The organism is Bacillus sp. ISL-34, from assembly GCF_018613325.1.
Lineage (GTDB): Bacteria > Bacillota > Bacilli > Bacillales > DSM-1321 > Peribacillus.
Genome location: NZ_JAGGQJ010000031.1, coordinates 82,893 through 102,365 on the forward strand (window position 1 = coordinate 82,893; position 19,473 = coordinate 102,365).

12 protein-coding genes and 1 riboswitch are annotated in these 19,473 nt (G+C 41.0%); of the genes, 11 read left to right on the forward strand and 1 reads right to left on the reverse strand.

All coding sequences use genetic code 11. From position 1 onward, the window contains the following. Positions 1–89 precede the first annotated feature (89 nt). Positions 90–1,076, forward strand: a complete 987-nt coding sequence (gene dapF, locus J7E52_RS20845; protein WP_214750352.1) for a diaminopimelate epimerase — start codon at positions 90–92, stop codon at positions 1,074–1,076. Positions 1,077–1,743: 667 nt separating this feature from the next. Here dapF and ligD read toward each other — a convergent pair. After that, on the reverse strand, positions 1,744–3,594 hold the full coding sequence (gene ligD / locus J7E52_RS20850; protein ID WP_214750353.1) for a DNA ligase D: 1,851 nt from the start codon (positions 3,592–3,594) through the stop codon (positions 1,744–1,746). A 150-nt stretch (positions 3,595–3,744) separates the two neighbouring features. Here ligD and ku point away from each other — a divergent pair, with 150 nt between their 5' ends. The 10 genes from ku (at position 3,745) to pfkB (ending at position 19,469) form a co-directional block, all read left to right on the forward strand. Next, the gene (gene ku / locus J7E52_RS20855; protein ID WP_063234429.1) at positions 3,745–4,587 is read left to right on the forward strand and encodes a non-homologous end joining protein Ku; all 843 of its coding nucleotides are present in this window, start codon (positions 3,745–3,747) and stop codon (positions 4,585–4,587) included. Positions 4,588–5,090: 503 nt separating this feature from the next. Further along, positions 5,091–5,741, forward strand: a complete 651-nt coding sequence (locus J7E52_RS20860) for an MOSC domain-containing protein (protein WP_214750354.1) — start codon at positions 5,091–5,093, stop codon at positions 5,739–5,741. A gap of 111 nt (positions 5,742–5,852) precedes the next feature. After that, positions 5,853–5,951: riboswitch (SAM riboswitch) on the forward strand. Between the two features lie 104 nt (positions 5,952–6,055). After that, on the forward strand, positions 6,056–7,903 hold the full coding sequence (locus J7E52_RS20865) for a bifunctional homocysteine S-methyltransferase/methylenetetrahydrofolate reductase (RefSeq protein WP_214750396.1): 1,848 nt from the start codon (positions 6,056–6,058) through the stop codon (positions 7,901–7,903). Beyond that, on the forward strand, positions 7,896–11,345 hold the full coding sequence (metH, locus tag J7E52_RS20870) for a methionine synthase (protein WP_214750355.1): 3,450 nt from the start codon (positions 7,896–7,898) through the stop codon (positions 11,343–11,345). Before J7E52_RS20865 ends, metH begins: the two co-directional genes overlap by 8 nt. Positions 11,346–11,447: 102 nt before the next feature. After that, positions 11,448–12,215, forward strand: coding sequence for a polysaccharide deacetylase family protein (locus J7E52_RS20875; RefSeq protein ID WP_214750356.1), 768 nt, complete (start codon positions 11,448–11,450; stop codon positions 12,213–12,215). Between the two features lie 75 nt (positions 12,216–12,290). After that, on the forward strand, positions 12,291–13,061 hold the full coding sequence (locus tag J7E52_RS20880; RefSeq protein WP_214750357.1) for a dioxygenase family protein: 771 nt from the start codon (positions 12,291–12,293) through the stop codon (positions 13,059–13,061). A gap of 376 nt (positions 13,062–13,437) precedes the next feature. After that, positions 13,438–16,290, forward strand: a complete 2,853-nt coding sequence (locus J7E52_RS20885; protein ID WP_214750358.1) for a 2-oxoglutarate dehydrogenase E1 component — start codon at positions 13,438–13,440, stop codon at positions 16,288–16,290. Position 16,291: 1 nt separating this feature from the next. Continuing rightward, a complete protein-coding gene (gene odhB / locus J7E52_RS20890) occupies positions 16,292–17,569 on the forward strand; it encodes a 2-oxoglutarate dehydrogenase complex dihydrolipoyllysine-residue succinyltransferase (protein WP_214750359.1) in 1,278 nt (425 codons plus the stop codon). 227 nt (positions 17,570–17,796) lie between these two features. Next, positions 17,797–18,549, forward strand: coding sequence for a DeoR/GlpR family DNA-binding transcription regulator (locus J7E52_RS20895; RefSeq protein ID WP_144479012.1), 753 nt, complete (start codon positions 17,797–17,799; stop codon positions 18,547–18,549). After that, entirely contained in the window at positions 18,549–19,469 is a 921-nt protein-coding gene (gene pfkB, locus J7E52_RS20900; RefSeq protein WP_214750360.1) for a 1-phosphofructokinase, read from the forward strand. Before J7E52_RS20895 ends, pfkB begins: the two co-directional genes overlap by 1 nt. The last annotated feature ends 4 nt before the right edge of the window (positions 19,470–19,473 follow it).

Here is a 19,473-nt window from a genome sequence, read left to right on the forward strand (position 1 = left end):
CGCGATGACACATCCATCTTGAAAATGCTATGATATAGAATATTAAAAAAATGATAAATGACAAGCAGCATATTAGAGGATGTGACAGGATGATTATTGAAGGTTTAAAAAGCCATGGTTCTGGAAATGATTTTTTAATCATTGATGAATTGACTACAACCCTGACGTTTACTGAAGAAGAGCGAAAAAATTTCGCGAAGGCCCTATGCAATAGGGAGAGGCTTGGAGCGGATGGTATTTTGTTCGTAATGAAAAGTGAACATGCTGATTGCCGGATGCGTGTCTTTAATGCCGATGGATCGGAAGCATCGATGTGCGGCAATGGACTTCGCTGTGTTGCACGTTACGCGAACGACGTTCTGGGGCTAGATAAAATGATCGTGGAAACGATGAAGGCAGATCTACTCGTGGAAAAAACGGAAGATATTTATGAAGGCATTCCGACTTTCAAGGTGGAAATTTCCCCGGTAAGTTTTAATGTGAAGGATCTACCTCTTGTATTGGCTAAAGAACAGTTGCAAAACGAACCATTGCCGGAACTTCATGATACCCTACTATTTTCGGCATTGGCGGTTCCCAATCCACATTTGATCACACTCGTCGATAGTGATGTTTTACAAAGTGATTTGCAGGAAGAACTTTCAACAAAGGTCAATCAACCGAATGAGCTTTTCCCTGATGGTGTCAATGTCAGCTTTGTGAAAGAGCTGGAACCAGGGAGCATTTATGTGCGAACATTCGAACGGGGAGTAGGCTTCACGAATGCATGTGGAACGGCGATGTCGGCTTCAAGCCTAGTAACATGCTCTGTTGGTTTAAACGCGTTGGAAAGTGAAATATCTGTCTACAATAACGGCGGAAAAGTTAAATGCGTCGTCCATCATGATGAAGAAAGCCAAAAGTATTCAATTGATTTAATCGGGAACGCAACCTATGAATTCAAGGTAACGATTGAAATAGACTTAGGTCAGCCTGAAAAATTTGAAATGCTTGAAAAAGAGGATTTTGAATTGGAAACAAGCTTATATGCCAAGCTTAAGGATGAAGTGCAAAGTTATTTGATAGCAAAATTATAAAGAAATCTCAGACTGCAGGCAAACTCGAAGAAAAGCGAGTTTGCCTGCAGTTTTCTTATTTAAAAAAGTTACTTTTTTTAGTCCTTCGCCGTACTTTTTCGTTATCCGGAGCTTTTTCTCGACCGTCCACACAGTTATTCGACCTTCACCGCACTTTATTCGACCGTTCGCGATTTAATTTGACCTTAACCACGCTTTATTCGACCGTTCACAAATTTTTTCGGTTTTCACCTCACTACTCGGACTCCGGAGCATTTAGGTCCACGTATTGAATCCGCCGACTGTCTGCCAAGCATCATCAAAGCAAGCGTCTGTGGGATCTCGGCTAGCCAGTTATTCGGCAGTAGGTATTTCCAATTGTTTTTAATCCAGTGAGTTTTCATAAAAAAATGGAATATAACCAAGCGCTGTTCTAAAATTATTCTCGGTGACATTAGGGGATGGATCCGGGATGATACCATTCCGAACCCCATTTTGAAATTCCCATTGAATTTTGACCCGAGGTTAAGAAAAAGATTGTCAACGAAAGAGGTTCTACCTAAATTTTAAACAAAGTATTTGGAACGGGTGTGCGGGACTCCTACGGGAAAAGCACGACCAAGGGAAGACCCCCGCAGGCGAATGGGGACGGAGGCTCCCGTTCCGCCGGAGGTCTAACTATTTGGGTTTACTTCATATTGGGCTTTTTTTGTTTTAGAAACGACAATACTTCCAAAAAGGCTGGGCCATTATCGAAAAGTCTGTAATCCATAAATGCACATCCATCCCTTTTTATTCTGTTTGGGATGGTTTCAATCGTATAGTCCTTTATCTGGAGACTTTCGTCCACTTCCTCCCAAAACAAAGGTGTAGCCACCCCCGCGAATGAATTTCCCCGTGGTGAATAGGGCTGGATGATGGTTTTTCCTTCACTATGCTGCACAAAGTCCAAGTAAAGTCGATTATGCCGATTTATTTTCATTCTTTCTGTTGTAAAATCATTTGGGTTGGAACTTGTTAAGTAGTCACCGAGAAAGTCGGTGAATATGCGTGTCTCCTGATAAGTAAATCTGTCTTCAGGCAGAGGAATGTGAATTTGCAGTCCTTTGTTACCTGAAGTTTTTACAAAAGCTTTAATCCTTAATGATTCCATCACTTTTTTAATTTCCTGTGCGGCCTTTATCGCAAAGGAGAAAAATTCGATGGAAGGGGGATCCAAGTCCAGGACGATTTCGTCGGGTCTTGTTTTCCCCGCTTTCTGAAATGGGGCATGGAATTCCAATGCAAGCTGATTACCAAACCAAAGAAGCGTTTCAATATCGTTACACAGCATATACTCGATATCCTCATCCATGAACGTTTCAATAAAGGCGGGCGCATAATCAGGTTTGTTTTTCTGGAAAAACTTCTCTTTATCCATAGTGCCATGAGGATAGCGGATCGTCGTAAGCAGTTTATCTTTCAAGAAGGGTAAGAAGAAAGCTGAAACCTCCCGTAAATAATGAAGGTATTCAATTTTTACCACCTGTTTACCTTCTGTTATCCAAAGCGGTTTATCTCTGGAGGTTATTTGTACAGTATCTGGAAATGTGTATTGGCCTAGCACGAATTTATCCCAAGTACATTCATCGGGTGTCGTTTGTAAAAGCCATTGCGAAAACTGAGGTTCACGCAATTCGTTTTCCTCATATACGTGTAAGAATTGAACTTCGATGCAAATGGATGGATGGATATAAAAAAATTGTGCGTCTTCGTCTGATGCATTTTGCTTGATCAGTTCATGCAATATTCTTTTATCTTGAGCACTCAGTCCATTTTTAACACTTCCGATTTTCGTTACGGCACCTTCTTTGAAAACTGCGAGGGAAACGTAACCATTTTCTTTGTGCAATGCTGTTATGAAACAAGAAACGGTCTTCCAATTTTTCACCTTAATCCAAGATGTAGTACGTTTTCCTTCTTGCCAAGTACCTCGAATTTCCTTGGCGACAACTCCTTCGCCATCTAATAGGGTGACCTTATTCAAGGCATTATCCAAAACGTCAAAACTCTCAATTATTTGTATCAAGGCCTTATTGTTGGGATCAGGCGGCATAGGAAAGTCAAGTTTTGCCCCCATATTCAACATCAATTCCCTTCGTTTTTCCATAGGTTTAGCTGCTAAGTCTTTTCCGCTTATGCGAAGCAGGTCAAACGCTATAAACCGGCATGGGGAAAAGCGGGCTTTTTCTGATATTAAGGATTGTTTTCCAAGGCGTCCCCGCCACTGTATTTGAAAAAAGTCTGCTTTCGCTTGATTGGTAAGCCAGACCAATTCTCCATCTAACTGAAGCGGGAGATAATCTTCCAGGTCCAGTTCTTTGATGTAAGCAATGATTTCTGGGAATTGTGGTGATAATTCCTTCTCGTTCCGACTCGAAATGCTTATGGTATCCGTGTCTATCGTTAGAATAGCCCTAAAGCCGTCATATTTTACTTCATAACGCCAATCCTTGGAGTTGGGGGCTTCGGGGTAATAGGTTGGCAGCATCGGTTTCATTTTTGTATTACCTCCGCAAATAATTGATTAACATTATTTTGCCAAAGAAACGAATTGTTAGAGTTGGCAATTGTTTTTTCGGTTTTTTTTGAACAAAGGGGAATAATAAAATTGTTCTTCTCTTTAAAAATAAGTTATGAGGTGACGAATATGCATACGATGTGGAAAGGGAGCATATCATTCGGTTTGGTGAACATTCCGATCAAACTTCATGCTGCAACGGAGGATAAGGATATTTCTTTAAGGACGTTGCATAAGGAATGTCATTCACCGATTAAATACGAAAAGGTTTGTCCGGTATGCCAGAAAGAAGTGGGGAAGGATGATATAGTCCGCGCTTTTGAGTATACAAAAGGAAAGTTTGTTGTATTGGAAGACAATGAACTGGAACAACTGAAAAAACAAAACGAAGAAAAAGCCGTGGAAATCGTGGATTTCGTTAAAATTGAAGAAATAGATCCGATTTATTTCAATCGGAGCTACTACATGTCCCCTAATGACGGAGGGATAAAAGCTTATTCCCTTTTGAGGCAGGCCCTCAAGGAATCGAATAAGGTAGGTTTAGCGAAGATCATCATTCGCTCTAAAGAGCAAATGGCGGTAATCCGAGTCGTTGATAATACCTTGGTGATGGAAACGATTCATTATCCGGATGAAGTCCGTTCCACAGCGGATGTTCCGAATATCCCTGCCAATGATACCATTGTCAAAAAAGAAATCGATACTGCCGTATTATTGATAGATCAATTAACGACAACTTTCGATCCGACAAAATACACCGATGACTATCGAACCGCGTTACTTGAATTGATTGAATCAAAGAAAACGGGACAGACGACGATTACAGCCAAAACAAAAGAACCAGTTTCCAACAATGTTACCGATTTAATGGAGGCATTACAGGCATCCATTGATCGTACGAAGCATGATGAACCGGAAAAGAAAAAGACGACCCGAAAGAAAGCGGCACCGAAAAAAAAGAAACAAGCCTAAACAGGAAGCTGAGCGGATGACATATGATGTCGCTCGGCTTCTGCTTGTTTTTAGCAAGGAATCAGGCTTCTAATAAGGTAATGTAAGTGACTTAACAGGGAGAGAATTACATAGGGAAGGAAAATACAAAAGGGTAAGTGGATTGCGATGTAAGGAGCTGGAATAAAAAGAAAATGATGGATGGAAATGAAGGCAAAAAAATTCGCTCCCTAAAGAGCGACAATGAGGAATTCAATCGTGAAAATCAACATATAGGCGAACGGTTGTAGTTTTCGACTATATATTGTGTTCATATTCTACCATATTTAATTCTGAAATAGCAACAAAATTACTGAAACTAACCTATGAATTTTTTCTGGAAATTAATGATATTTCACCCACTTAACGGCTCGTGTGGCTTTTTCATTTTCATATACTTATAAAAAACTACAGAATAAAATGGACTTTTAGTATAATTTATACATATAGGATGATATAAATTAAATATGAATGGAAGATGCAAAATGGAAAATGGTAAAATCATATCACTTCATGCCGGAGAGCCGAAACAGGAAATTTTTTCGAATGTCGATATCTTTTCAGCCATGGATAAACAAGCACATGATAGTGTGACAGTGACTAAATCAGGCATAATTGGTGATGGGGTAGGTAATGTAAAGTTCCATGGAGGTCCTGATCGCGCTTTGTGCTTTTACCCTTTTGAGCATTATTCATTATGGAATGAAAAATTCTCTAAAAAGCTGGATATACCGGCATTCGGTGAAAATTTAACCGTAGCGGGGATGAGGGAAGAAGCCACGTATATCGGCGATATATATCAAATAGGCGAAGTGATTGTTCAAATTAACCAGGGGAGGATACCTTGTTCGACCATTTCCCACTTCAATCAAGAACCTAAGTTTTTGGAACTCGTGCTGAAAACGAGCTTCACTGGTTATTTTGCAAGAGTACTTCAAGAAGGAACGATAAATAAACATAACGAGATCGTGCTAATAGATCGTTTGCAAGAAAAAATTTCAGTTCATTATGCAGCAGAGGTAATCCTTCATAAACGAGATGGGCTGGAAGGTGCAAAGGCTTTACTAACACTGGACTCGTTAGCGGACGACTGGAAACAAAGGATATTGAAGAGGGTTCAAGCTGCAAAAGATTGAATGATTTTTTCAAAAGTGAAAAAAATGTCGATCAGGTATTGAAATTGGCAGATTATTAATGTAAATTAAATATAATCAAATTTTGAAATCTTGTGAAAATTATATAAATGGATCTTATCGAGAGAGGTGGAGGGACTGGCCCGAAGAAACCTCAGCAACCAGCTTAGGCAAAGGTGCTAAATCCAGCAAGCAGAGCTTGATAGATGAGGAGAATGTTTCAAAAAACCTTCTTCTTTGAGAAGGTTTTTTTTTCTTTTCTCTCATACTCATAGAATACGACAAAAACAGGATTGTTTTTGAGAGAGGGTGTAATGATGAATTTTCGTAAAGAATTGAAAGAAAGAATGCTGGTTGGGGAAGGGGCAATGGGGACCTTATTGTACTCAAATGGCATCGATCAATGTTATGAGGAAATGAACTGCACGAATCCAGATCAAATAGAGTCCATCCACCGTGCCTATCTGGAAGCTGGTGCAGATATCCTTCAATCGAATACATACGGAGCCAATTTCAACAAATTGAAACGGTATGGACTTGAAGATGAAGTAAGCAGAATCAACCGCCAGGGAGTCATTCTTGCTAAAAAAGCGGCAAAAGGAAAGGCGTATGTCTTCGGTACCATAGGGGCACAGCGGAGTATCAGGAAATCGGATTTAAGCATGGAAGAGATTAAACGGGGTTTTCGTGAACAGCTATACAGTCTGTTGATGGAAAACCCTGATGGGATTCTCTTGGAGACATTTTATGACCTGGAAGAGCTGGAAACCGTCCTGCAAATCGTTAAAAATGAAACTGGACTGCCGATCATCGCAAATGTTTCGATGCATGAACTGGGTAATCTTCAAAATGGAATCCATTTAAATGAAGCCTTTCAAAAACTCGAGCAATTGGGTGCCGATGTTGTTGGGGTGAATTGCCGTCTTGGTCCACATCATATGATCCGGGCCTTGGAAGAAGTAAGCTTGTTAAAGCAAGCATCGATTGCCATATACCCTAATGCCAGCCTCCCCGATTATGTGGATGGAAGGCTCGTCTATAAGGCTGTGCCGGAATATTTCGGTTCAAGTGCCCTGGAACTTCGTGAGCAAGGTGCCGCAATCATAGGCGGGTGCTGTGGAACGACTCCACTGCATATTCAAGCTGTAAAGAATGCGATCGGAAGTTTTGCTCCCGTAAAAGAGAAATTTACGAAATCCCGCGAAATAGAAATAATTAAAGTGAACGATAGAGAATTGGAACTTCCACTGTACGAAAAGGCCAAAACGGAAAGGACGATCCTTGTTGAGCTTGATCCACCGAAAAAGCTGGGAATAGAGAGCTTCATGACCGGTGCTGAGGTTTTGAAAAAAGCAGGGGTCGATTCCATTACATTAGCGGATAATTCACTTGCCTCACCAAGGATATCGAATGATGCACTGGCTAATTTACTGAAGAACCAATTGAATATAAATCCGATGGTGCATATAACATGCCGTGATCGAAATTTAATTGGCTTGCAGTCACATTTAATGGGTCTGCAGACGGTGGGGCTTAATGAATTATTGATCATCACCGGAGATCCTTCAAAAATAGGGGACTTCCCGGGTGCCACTTCGGTTTATGATTTATCTTCCTTTGACCTTATAAGCATGGTCAAACAATTTAATGAAGGTCTTTCCTATTCCGGTCAAAGTTTGGGCCAACGGGCAAATTTTAAAATTGCGGCAGCGTTTAATCCCAATGTGAAATATCTGGATAAAGCCGTACTGAGAATGGAAAAGAAGATTTCCTGTGGTGCTCAATCCTTTTTGACACAGCCTATTTATTCGGTGGAGCAGATTGAAGAGGTACATGAAGCTACAAAACATTTAGAAACCCCGATTTTCATCGGTATCATGCCCTTGACAAGCACCCGGAACGCAGAATTCATCCATAATGAGATCCCCGGCATCAAATTGCCTGATAACGTAAGAAGGGCCATGGCTTTAGCGGGGGATGACCCTGTAAAGTCAAGAATCGAAGGGGTTAATATCGCGCGAGAGCTAGTGGACGCGGCAAGGGAAAAATTCAAGGGCATATATTTAATCACTCCGTTCCTTCGCTATGAAATGACGGCGGAACTTACGAAATATATTAGAAAAGTCGATAGTAAACATACATCAGAGGTGGCAGTACATGAATAAAAAAGCGATTCAAGAACAGTTAAATTCTAAGATTCTCCTTCTTGATGGGGCGATGGGAACCATGCTTCAAGCGGAGGATTTGACAGCAGACGATTTTGGCGGGGAACAATTCGAGGGCTGCAATGAATATTTATCACTGACGCAACCGGAAATCATCCAATCGATCCATGAAAAATATTTAGCGGCTGGTGCAGATATCATTGAAACAAACACCTTTGGAGCGACCTCCATCGTTCTTGATGAATACCAAATAAGCACGATTGCATACAAGCTAAATAAAATTTCAGCTGAGCTTGCCGTTAAAGCTTGTGAAAAGTATTCGAATGTTGAATGGCCGAGGTATGTGGCTGGCTCGATGGGCCCAACTACAAAAACGCTTTCCGTAACGGGGGGTACGACTTTTGATATTTTAACCGATTCTTATGAAGAACAGGCACTGGGTCTCTTGGATGGTGGGGTAGACCTGCTATTGGTTGAAACCTGTCAGGATATGCTTAATGTCAAGGCTGCCTTTTCTGGAATCAAAGCAGCATTCGCAAAAACAGGAAAAGAAGTACCTGTCATCATTTCAGGAACAATCGAACCGATGGGCACGACACTTGCTGGCCAGTCCATAGAAGCTTTTTATTTATCGGTTGAACATATGAAGCCCGTAGCTGTCGGCCTAAATTGTGCAACAGGGCCGGAATTCATGATAGATCATATCAGGACACTTGCAGATATATCAAATAGCGCCATCAGTTGTTATCCGAATGCCGGGCTCCCTGATGAAGAAGGCCACTATCATGAGTCACCTACTTCCCTGGCAGAGAAAATGAAGCAATTTGCCGAAAAGGGATGGATCAATATCATTGGCGGATGTTGTGGTACGACACCAGAGCATATTAAAGAACTTTCCAGGGTCCTTGAAGGCATGAAGCCCCGTACAATTACGGAAACAGCCCATGGTCATGCTGTATCAGGCATAGAGCCGCTCATTTATGATGATTCAATGCGTCCTTTATTCGTAGGTGAAAGGACGAATGTGATCGGTTCCCGAAAATTCAAGGAGCTCATACGCGGAAAGCATTACGAGCCAGCAGCCGAAATTGCACGTAACCAGGTGAAAAAAGGCGCCCATGTCATTGATATCTGTCTTGCTGATCCTGATGGGGATGAGCTTGGCGATATGAAGGAATTCGTAGAAGAGGTCGTCAAAAAAGTGAAGGTCCCATTGGTCATCGATACTACGGATGAAGCCGTACTTGAACAAGCATTAAAACATTCACAAGGAAAATCGATCATTAATTCCATAAACCTTGAAGATGGTGAAGAGCGCTTTGAAAAAATAATACCCTTAGTCCATCAATATGGTGCTGCCGTCGTCGTAGGAACCATTGATGAAATTGGGATGGCAGTCGATGCTGAACGGAAATTGGAAGTGGCAACACGGTCTGTGGATCTGCTCGTCAATAAATACGGCCTAAACAAAAGTGACATCATTTTTGATCCGCTTGTATTTCCTGTAGGCACAGGAGATGAACAATATATCGGATCTGCTTTAGAGACGGTGAATGGAATAAAGGCGATTAAAGAAAAGTTTCCGGAATGCCTAACGATACTTGGAATTTCTAACGTTTCTTTCGGTCTGCCAGCGAGGGGAAGGGAAATATTAAATGCAGTTTTCCTTTACCATTGTACAAAAGCGGGTCTTGATTATGCTATCGTGAATACAGAAAAACTTGAACGTTTCGCTCTGATTCCGGAAGAGGAAGTGAAATTGGCTGAGGCACTCCTGTTTGAGACCTCAACTGAAACTTTAGCGATTTTTACCGAATTTTATCGTGGGAAAAAAGCAGAGAAACAGGATAATGGTGTAATCCTGCCATTGGATGAACGTTTAAGTAACTATATTATCGAAGGAACGAAAGAAGGATTGGTTGATGATTTAAATGAAGCGATTGAGCGCGGTGATAACCCATTGGAAATCATCAATGGACCATTAATGGATGGAATGAGTGAAGTGGGTCGGTTATTTAATGACAACCAACTTATTGTCGCAGAGGTGCTTCAGAGTGCTGAAGCAATGAAGGCGGCTGTATCTCACCTTGAACCACTAATGGAAAACGCTGAAGATAGCGCTAAGAAAGGGAAGATCCTTTTGGCGACTGTCAAGGGAGATGTGCATGATATCGGGAAAAACCTAGTCGATATCATCCTATCCAATAATGGCTATGAAGTCATTGATTTGGGGATCAAAGTCGCACCGCAACAAATCATTGAAGAGGTTCGAAAACATGAGCCAACCATCATTGGCCTATCTGGGTTACTTGTCAAATCTGCACAGCAAATGGTTTTAACCGCACAGGATTTAAGGCAAGCGGGAATAGACACCCCAATTTTAGTGGGAGGGGCAGCATTATCACGTAAATTCACCGATTTTAAAATATCACCTGAATATGACGGACCGGTTTTATATTCCAAAGATGCGATGGATGGTTTGGCTGTAACGAATATTTTACATGACTCTGACAAAAAAGTGGTGTACTTGGAAGAGTTAGTCGAGAAACGAGAAAGGTCGAAAGCGAATGCCGCCATTGCCGCCACGCTGGAAAAACCAGTTCGGAAGCAGTCCACAGCTGCCCCTTTAAGCGATGTACCTGTTAAAGAACCGCGTGATATCAAGCGTCATGTTCTGAAAAACTATCCATTGGATGTCATCCAGCCGTACATCAATAGGCAAATGCTGATTGGACATCATTTGGGGCTAAAAGGTAAAGTTACCGAATTGCTTAAGGAAGGCAATGAAAAGGCAGTGCAGCTGAATGCCCTCGTTGATGAATTGATTGAATTCCTTAAGACGGAACCGGACTACGGCTTGAATGCTATTTATCAATTTTTCCCTGCTCAAAGTGAAGGGGACAAGTTATTGGTTTACAACCCGGATAATCATCAAGAGGTTTTGGAAACTTTCGACTTCCCCCGGCAAGATACGAATCCGCATCTTTGCTTAGCGGACTTCGCGAAACCGGTCTCCTCCGGGCAAATGGATTATGTTGGTTTCTTCCTGGTTACAGCCGGAAAAGGGATCAGGAAATGGGCAGAAAAACTAAAGCTTGAAGGTGATTTCTTGAAAAATCACGCCCTTCAATCACTTGCTCTCGAAACAGCTGAAGGGTTCGCGGAAAGAATTCATCAATTAATGCGGGATGATTTAGGTATAAGCGATCCGATTGAAATGTCCATGAAAGAGCGATTTGCCGCTAAGTACACCGGACAAAGGTTTTCTTTTGGTTATCCTGCTTGTCCTAATCTGGAAGATCAGGAGAAGCTATTCCGCTTGTTACAACCACAAGATATTGGCGTGGAATTGACTGAAGGATTCATGATGGAACCAGAGGCTTCCGTTTCCGCCATTGTTTTTGCACATCCTGAAGCTCGTTACTTTAATGTCGATCGATAATTCATAATATAAGGCAGCGGTATTTTTTACCGCTGCCTTATTGCGCATGAAACCCCTTTATTGGTACACCTTAATGGTCAAAAGGAAGGGGATGCAACACCTATGAAGAATATGCTTAAATTATTTCTTTCCATGGCGGGTTCTTTCTTTATTATTTTATTTGTTGTGGATGTGCAAAACATTCAAGTACATGCAATGGTTCCTGAAGAGATGACACCGCTCCTAAAAAGTAAGGAAAATCAGAAAATCGCTTATTTGACTTTCGATGACGGTCCATCTTTGAATACCATGGATATATTGGATATTTTGGACCGCTATCATATTAAAGCCACATTTTTCGTTAAAGGCAACGAAGAGCCATATGCAAAGGAATATTATCAGGAAATGATTTCCCGCGGTCATGCGATTGCCCTTCATTCATATACACATGATTATTCCATCGTTTATCGATCGACTGAGAGTTTCTTTCAAGACTTGAATAGACTTGAAACCATGCTGCAAAAAGAGTATGGGATAAAAAGCCGAATTGTACGCCTTCCTGGCGGCTCGAATAATCGTCTGCGTCATCAGGCTGCAACTAAACCCATCATCAATGGAATCCTTCAGCAACTAAAGGAAAAAGGGTATATATACATTGATTGGTCCATTGACTCGACAGATGGCTTCAGTCCGTCAATAAGTGAACAACAAATCATTACTGCTGTACAAAAAGGGACGAAGAATCAAAAGCATGTTAATATCTTATTGCATGATATCAATAGTATGAAAAATACAGTGAAAGCATTGCCTGATATAATTAAATTCCTAAAAAAAGAAGGGTATACCTTTGATACTATTGATGAGACAACCCCCAAAATGCAATTTAATTGATGAACACATTGTTTATCTATAGTAAATTAAGGTATAGGGTATTGAGATTACATTGCGAAAGGATTTATCGTTTCTATGATGCCATCATTGTTTTTATCACATGGAACACCGCTATTAGCTTTGGAAAAGAATAGCTACACTTCCTTTTTGAAGGATTATATGCAAGCTATGAAGAAACCCGCTGCCATCGTTATTTTGTCAGCACATTGGGAAAATGAAGATCAAATGATTTCTGCTGTAGGGAAGCATGAAGTCATTTATGATTTTGCAGGATATCCTGAAGAAATATTTCAGATAACTTATCCTGCTTCGGGATGCCTTGAGCTGTCAGATCGAATTTTAACCTTATTGTCCAAGATAGGTGTATTGGGGGAACTTGATGAAAGGCGCCCCCTGGATCATGGAGCATGGGGGCTTTTGCATATCATGTACCCCGAAGCTGACATCCCGACCGTCTCTATGTCCATTAGTCCTGCGCTGCCATTGGACAAGCAGTATGAAATTGGGAAAGCATTGAGGGAATTAAAGGACAGTAATGTCCTGATTATCGGGAGCGGTGGAATTGTCCATAATTTCACCCAAATTCAGAAAGATATGCATGTTGCAGAAGGATGGGCAATCGAGTTTGAGAACTGGGTCGAAGAGAAAATCATGAAATGGGATTTACAATCTTTGTTTAATTATGAAAAAATTGCCCCTTACAGTACAGAAGCAGTGCCTTCCAAAGAGCATTTCATTCCATTGGTCATTGCAATGGGGTCAGGGGATGACAACAAAAAAGCGGCTCTCCTGCACAGGAGCTTTCAATATGGCAATCTGAGTTTAACAGCTTGGAAGTTTGATTGAGGTGAAAGGGTTTTCAAACTAGTTAAATTTACCTGAAAAATAATCATTATACAAAAATACAAAAATCTTTTTTTAGCGAAAAAAAGACTTAAATGAGCAAAAAAGACAATTAAAAGCGATTTTTGACGAATTAAGCAGAAATATAGTTTAAAAAAGGTTGCATAAAGTGGGATAACCTTTGGATATTTCGACAAAAACATGTTAATATAACATCTGAAAACGTTTTATCCTTTAAAATTTTATTATTCAATAACCAAAGTTATTTATTATATATCTTATATATATCATATATTTGGGGAAAATTTAGAAGAAAGAAATTTGGGGATGGATAAAACGAAATGAAAAAAATTATGAGAAAAATTTGGGGGTTTACAAAATGACCATCAATGATTCTAAGGTATACGACCAATGGAAAGCTTTTTCAGGTCCAAACCTTGGGTATGTCATGGAGCAATACGATTTATTTCTAGCCAACCCGGAAGAAGTGGATCCGGAACTGAAAAACTTTTTTGAAGTATCTGGTCCTCCTTCATTCGATGTATCGGCAGAAACAACGACTGGAAGTGCACCAACTGTACAAACTGGAGAAGTTCTTTCAATGAAGAAAATTATGTCTGCAGTAAAGTTAGCTGAAAATATCCGTGCATACGGACATCTTGCTGCAAATATTTATCCTTTAAAAGAAGAAGCTCTGGACACTGAACAAATTCACTTTGAAAAATATGGCTTGACTGCAGATGATTTAAGGAAAATACCGGCTGACTTTATTTGCCCGGAATCACCGGAAGACGTGAAAGACGGATACGAAGCCGTACAATACCTAAAACAACTCTATACAAAAACGATAGCCTTTGAATTTCACCATGTTAATGACTTGGATGAAAAGCAATGGCTTACTGATATGGTCGAATCCGGAAACATGTTCCCGGAAGTGGCTAAAGAGAAAAAAGAACTTTTACTTAAACGATTGAATGAAGTAGAAGGCTTCGAGAAATTCCTACACCGCACATATGTAGGGCAAAAACGTTTCTCTATTGAAGGACTGGATGCTTTGGTTCCGATCTTAGATGAAATGATTTCACAAACTGTTCAAAACGGAACGGGGAATGTGAATATTGCCATGGCTCACCGAGGACGTTTGAATGTGCTTGCACATGTATTAGGAAAGCCTTATGAGGTCATTTTCTCTGAATTCCAACATTCACCTAATAAAGATTTGGTTCCTTCCGAAGGTTCAACAGGCATTAACAATGGATGGACCGGTGATGTTAAATACCATTTAGGTCTGGATAAACAGATTACTAAAGCTAACATACAAAAAGCAAGGATTACACTTGCCAATAACCCAAGTCACTTGGAAGTAGTCGGTCCAATCGTGGAAGGGTATTCTCGTGCGGCACAAGAAGACCGTTCAGAAAAAGGATTCCCTGTTCAAGACATTTCCAAATCTCTTGCAATCCTGATTCATGGTGATGCAGCATTCCCAGGTGAAGGAATTGTACCTGAAACGTTTAACTTAAGCCGTTTACGCGGTTATCAAGTTGGCGGCGCCATCCATATCATCGCCAATAACATGATCGGTTTTACAACGGAAAGTGAAGATTCACGTTCAACCCTATATGCTAGTGATTTGGCAAAAGGCTTTGAAGTGCCGATCGTGCATGTGAATGCAGATGATCCGGAAGCATGTATGGCTGCTGTGAACCTTGCTAACCTATATCGTGAAAAATACAACAAGGATTTCTTGATTGACCTGATCGGTTACAGACGTTTCGGCCATAACGAAATGGATGAGCCATTGGTGACTCAACCTGAAATGTATGCATTAATTCATAAGCACCCTACCGTTAAAGAGCTTTATGGTAAAAAACTTATTGAATCTGGTGAGTTCACCGAAGCTGAGGTTAAAGCTATTGCTGAGCAAGTGGATACAAGGCTTGCAGATGCATATGCAAAAATTTCCGGAAATAAACCGGAAGCTTCTAAAGAGTGTAATCCTCCTGGGATTATTGAAAAAGGACTTCCAGCCATTGAAACGGCAGTTCCGAAACAAGAACTTGTTACAATTAACGAAGAACTTGTTAAGTGGCCGGAAGGATTCACTCCTAATAAAAAATTAGGAAAGATTTTATCACGTCGCTTGGATTCCTTTGGTGCTGACGGAAAAATTGATTGGGCTCATGCCGAGACATTGGCATTTGCATCCATATTGAGTGACGGTACTCCAATCCGTTTGACAGGACAAGATTCAGAGCGTGGAACATTCGCACAACGTAATATCATGTTACATGATAGTGTTAATGGAAAAACATATTCACCACTTCACACACTTGAAACTGCCAAAGCTTCATTCGCTGTTCATAACAGCCCGCTTACTGAAACGGCAGTTCTGGCTTATGAATATGGTTATAATGTATTTGCACCTGAGACACTTGTATTATGGGAAGGGCAATTTGGTGACTTCGCTAATACAGCACAAGTTATCTTTGACCAATTCATCGCGGCAGGCCGTGCAAAATGGGGTCAAAAATCAGGTCTTGTCATGCTGCTTCCACACGGTTATGAAGGACAAGGGCCAGAGCACTCAAGTGCACGCCTGGAACGTTTCCTTCAATTAGCGGCTGAAAACAACTGGACAGTTGCCAACTTAAGTTCGGCAGCTCAATACTTCCATATCCTTAGAAGACAAGCTAAGATTTTGGATCAAGAGCAAGTACGTCCGCTTGTCATCATGACACCGAAGAGTATGCTTCGTAATCAAGTGATGGCTTCTACAGCAGAAGAATTCAGTGAAGGCTCTTTTGAATCATTCGTAGAAACCAAAGCTTTGGGCAAAAAACCTAAATCGGTTGAACGCATTGTTTTTGCATCAGGTAAATTGGCGGTTGAACTTCGTGAAAAAGCGGCAACTGAAAAAAATACGGATTGGTTGCAAATCATCAGTATCGAAGAAATTTATCCATTCCCATTCACTGGAGTTCAAGAAGCCCTGAAAAAATATACAAATCTTAAAGAAATCTTCTGGGCTCAAGAAGAACCTAAAAACATGGGTGCTTGGACATTTGTTGAACCTCGCCTAAATGCAGCGGCGCCTGGCAATCTTTCAGTAACATATATAGGAAGGAAGCGCAGATCAAGCCCGGCTGAGGGAGATCCACTTGTCCATAAAAATGAACAACAACGGATTATGACTCAAGCAATTACACGCAATAATGAGGGGGAGAAATAAAATGGCTGAAGTAAAAGTACCTGAATTAGCAGAATCAATTTCTGAAGGATCTATTGCGCAATGGTTAAAACAACCCGGTGATCACGTTGAAAAAGGAGAATATGTCCTTGAACTTGAAACGGATAAAGTGAACGTAGAAATCATTTCAGATTATACCGGTACACTTTCTGAACATTTAGCAGAAGAAGGCGATACTGTCCAAGTTGGACAGGCTATCGCCATCGTTGATGAAAATGGATCAGGTGCAGCAGCTCCAAAAGCGGAAGCTCCTAAGGTTGAAGAAGCTAAAGCAGAACCAGCTAAGGCTGAACAAGCGGCTCCTGCTAAAGAGGCTCCTAAAGCAGAAGCGAAGGAAGCATCATCCACTCAACAAGTTATTGCTTCACCAGCTGCAAGGAAATTGGCTCGCGAAAAAGGAATTGACTTGACTCAAGTGCCTGTAGCCGATCCACTAGGTCGTGTACGTGTACAAGACGTAGAAGCAGCAAGCAATGCACCTGCAGCTCCTGCAGCACCTGCGGCAGCTCCAAAACAAGCACCTGCAGCTAAACAAGCAGCCGCTCCTGTTGAAGTGAATGATGACCGCATTGAAGTGGTTAAGATGACACGCCGTCGTCAAACCATTGCCAAACGTCTAGTTCAAGTACAATCCGAAGCAGCCATGCTTACTACTTTTAACGAAGTCGATCTTTCTGCAGTCATGGAATTGCGTAACCGCCATAAGGATTCTTTCGTGAAAACAAATGACGTTAAACTTGGTTTCATGTCATTCTTCACTAAAGCGGTCATTGGCGCATTGAAAAAATATCCGTTATTGAATGCTGAAATCCAAGGCGACCATATCCTGAAAAAGAACTTTTATGATATCGGTGTAGCTGTATCCACTGATGAAGGTCTTGTCGTTCCGGTAGTAAGGGATGCTGACCGCAAAAGCTTTGCTGAAATCGAGAAGAACATTTCGGATTTAGCTGTTAAAGCGCGTAACAACAAACTGGGACTTTCAGATTTATCAGGTGGTACTTTTACCATCACAAACGGAGGGACTTTCGGTTCCCTATTATCTACACCAATCTTGAATGCCCCTCAAGTTGGGATCTTGGGCATGCATACAATCAAGACTCGTCCAATCGCTGTTGGAGATCAAATCGAAAACAGACCAATGATGTACCTTGCATTATCTTATGATCACCGTATTGTAGACGGAAAAGAAGCTGTTGGTTTCTTAGTGGCTATCAAAGATATGCTGGAAGATCCAGAACAACTTTTACTTCAAGGCTAATAAAATAATACGAAACCCCCCTGTCATCATGACATGGGGGTTTTTTTGTGTGAAGAATTGAAAGGATATTTTCATAGAAAAAGAGATATTGGGATTCAAGAAAGGTTATCTCTATTAAAATTGAATGTTTTTGAAGGTTTTTTGAATGAATTTGAGTATTTTTAAACGTTTGTGATTGATTATTCCGTCGTTTTCATATATGATGATATTAAAGTGAGGTGGGCGAATTGTTGACAACTGAAAGGCATCAGTTCATCTTATCGATCCTAAAAGAACAAGGAACGGTAAAGCTGCAGGAGCTTGTAGATCAGTTACAAGCCTCGGAGTCGACCATTCGGAGAGATTTAGTGCAACTCGAAGAAATGAAGCTCTTGAAACGCGTGCATGGCGGGGCCTCTTTACTTCAAAGAAAAGGCCTTGAACCAACAACTATGGAAAAGCAAAACAAAGCAAGAGCTGAAAAACAACTTATAGCAAAGCTGGCGGCTTCATTCATAGAGAAAAATGATTGTATATATCTTGATGCAGGCACGACAACTGCGGAAATGATTCCTTATTTAAAGGATAAAAATATAACGGTGCTGACAAATGGTCTTATGCATATTCCAAAACTCATCGAATTGGAAATCAAAACAGTGTTAGTTGGCGGAACGATAAAATTCTCGACAAATGCGGTTATAGGAAGTAATGCAGTACAGTTTTTGAATGAATACCGTTTTGATAAATGTTTCTTGGGAATGAACGGTATCCACCAAGATCTGGGTTTCACAACACCTGACCCGGAAGAAGCTCTACTGAAGAAGATGGCATTACGTCTCTCTAACGAAACCTACGTGCTTGCTGACAGTTCAAAACTGAATGAAGCTACTTTCGCTAAGGTGGCAGATGTAAGCGATGCCATTATCCTTACTGACAGCAATGATGAAGAGGCAGTTGCTCAACTTCATAAAAATCCAAAGGTAAAGGTCGTGACCATTTAATGATTTATACAGTGACACTCAATCCATCCATCGATTACCTGGTCGAGGTGGAAAGTTTTCAAATGGGCAAGGTGAATCGAGCCAGTTATGATGCAAAATTCCCTGGAGGGAAAGGGATCAATGTTTCCCGAGTGCTTAAAAGGCTGGGAAATAGTACGACAGCTTTAGGATTCATCGGTGGACAAACAGGTGAATATGTAAAAAGGTTTTTAAGACAGGAAGAGATTTTCACGGACTTTACCGAGATAGCTGGAGATACAAGAATAAACATTAAATTGAAAACAGGGCTGGAGACCGAAATAAATAGCCAAGGGCCAGTCATTTCAAAAGGGAATTATCAACAATTATTTAGCCAGATTGAACAGTTGAATAATAATGATATCCTCATTTTGTCAGGAAGCATCCCTCCAAGCGTTCCTTCGGATGTATACGAAACCATGGCAAGGTCTTGTTCCCATAACGGCATTAAAGTGGTGGTGGATACGAGTGGCAAGGGATTACTGAATGTCCTTCCACACCGGCCATTTTTAATAAAGCCCAATCACCATGAATTGGCTGAGCTTTTTTCCGCCGAAATAAGAACGGTTGATGATGCTAGAGAATATGGCGCTAAATTGGTTGAAGCAGGAGCACAAAATGTTATTGTTTCAATGGCTGGACAGGGGGCCGTGCTTTGCTCCGGTGGAGAGTCATATTCCGCAAATGTTCCAAAAGGGAACGTCATCAACTCAGTGGGTGCTGGTGATTCCATGGTCGCAGGTTTCATCGGGACATATGAAAGGACAGGGGATATTCTATCTGCTTTCCGATTCAGTCTTGCCGCAGGAAGTGCTACAGCCTTTTCAGCCGATCTCGGTACATTGGATAAAATTGAAGAGTTATTACCGCAAATTGCTATCAATCAACTAACAGGAGGCTGACTCT

Excerpts from the sequence above, each read along its gene's own strand:
- dapF (WP_214750352.1), top strand. The coding sequence starts at position 90 with ATGATTATTGAAGGTTTAAAAAGCCATGGTTCTGGAAATGATTTTTTA.
- ligD (WP_214750353.1), bottom strand. The coding sequence starts at position 3,594 with ATGAAACCGATGCTGCCAACCTATTACCCCGAAGCCCCCAACTCCAAG.
- ku (WP_063234429.1), top strand. The coding sequence starts at position 3,745 with ATGCATACGATGTGGAAAGGGAGCATATCATTCGGTTTGGTGAACATT.
- J7E52_RS20860 (WP_214750354.1), top strand. The coding sequence starts at position 5,091 with ATGGAAAATGGTAAAATCATATCACTTCATGCCGGAGAGCCGAAACAG.
- J7E52_RS20865 (WP_214750396.1), top strand. The coding sequence starts at position 6,056 with ATGAATTTTCGTAAAGAATTGAAAGAAAGAATGCTGGTTGGGGAAGGG.
- metH (WP_214750355.1), top strand. The coding sequence starts at position 7,896 with ATGAATAAAAAAGCGATTCAAGAACAGTTAAATTCTAAGATTCTCCTT.
- J7E52_RS20875 (WP_214750356.1), top strand. The coding sequence starts at position 11,448 with ATGAAGAATATGCTTAAATTATTTCTTTCCATGGCGGGTTCTTTCTTT.
- J7E52_RS20880 (WP_214750357.1), top strand. The coding sequence starts at position 12,291 with ATGATGCCATCATTGTTTTTATCACATGGAACACCGCTATTAGCTTTG.
- J7E52_RS20885 (WP_214750358.1), top strand. The coding sequence starts at position 13,438 with ATGACCATCAATGATTCTAAGGTATACGACCAATGGAAAGCTTTTTCA.
- odhB (WP_214750359.1), top strand. The coding sequence starts at position 16,292 with ATGGCTGAAGTAAAAGTACCTGAATTAGCAGAATCAATTTCTGAAGGA.
- pfkB (WP_214750360.1), top strand. The coding sequence starts at position 18,549 with ATGATTTATACAGTGACACTCAATCCATCCATCGATTACCTGGTCGAG.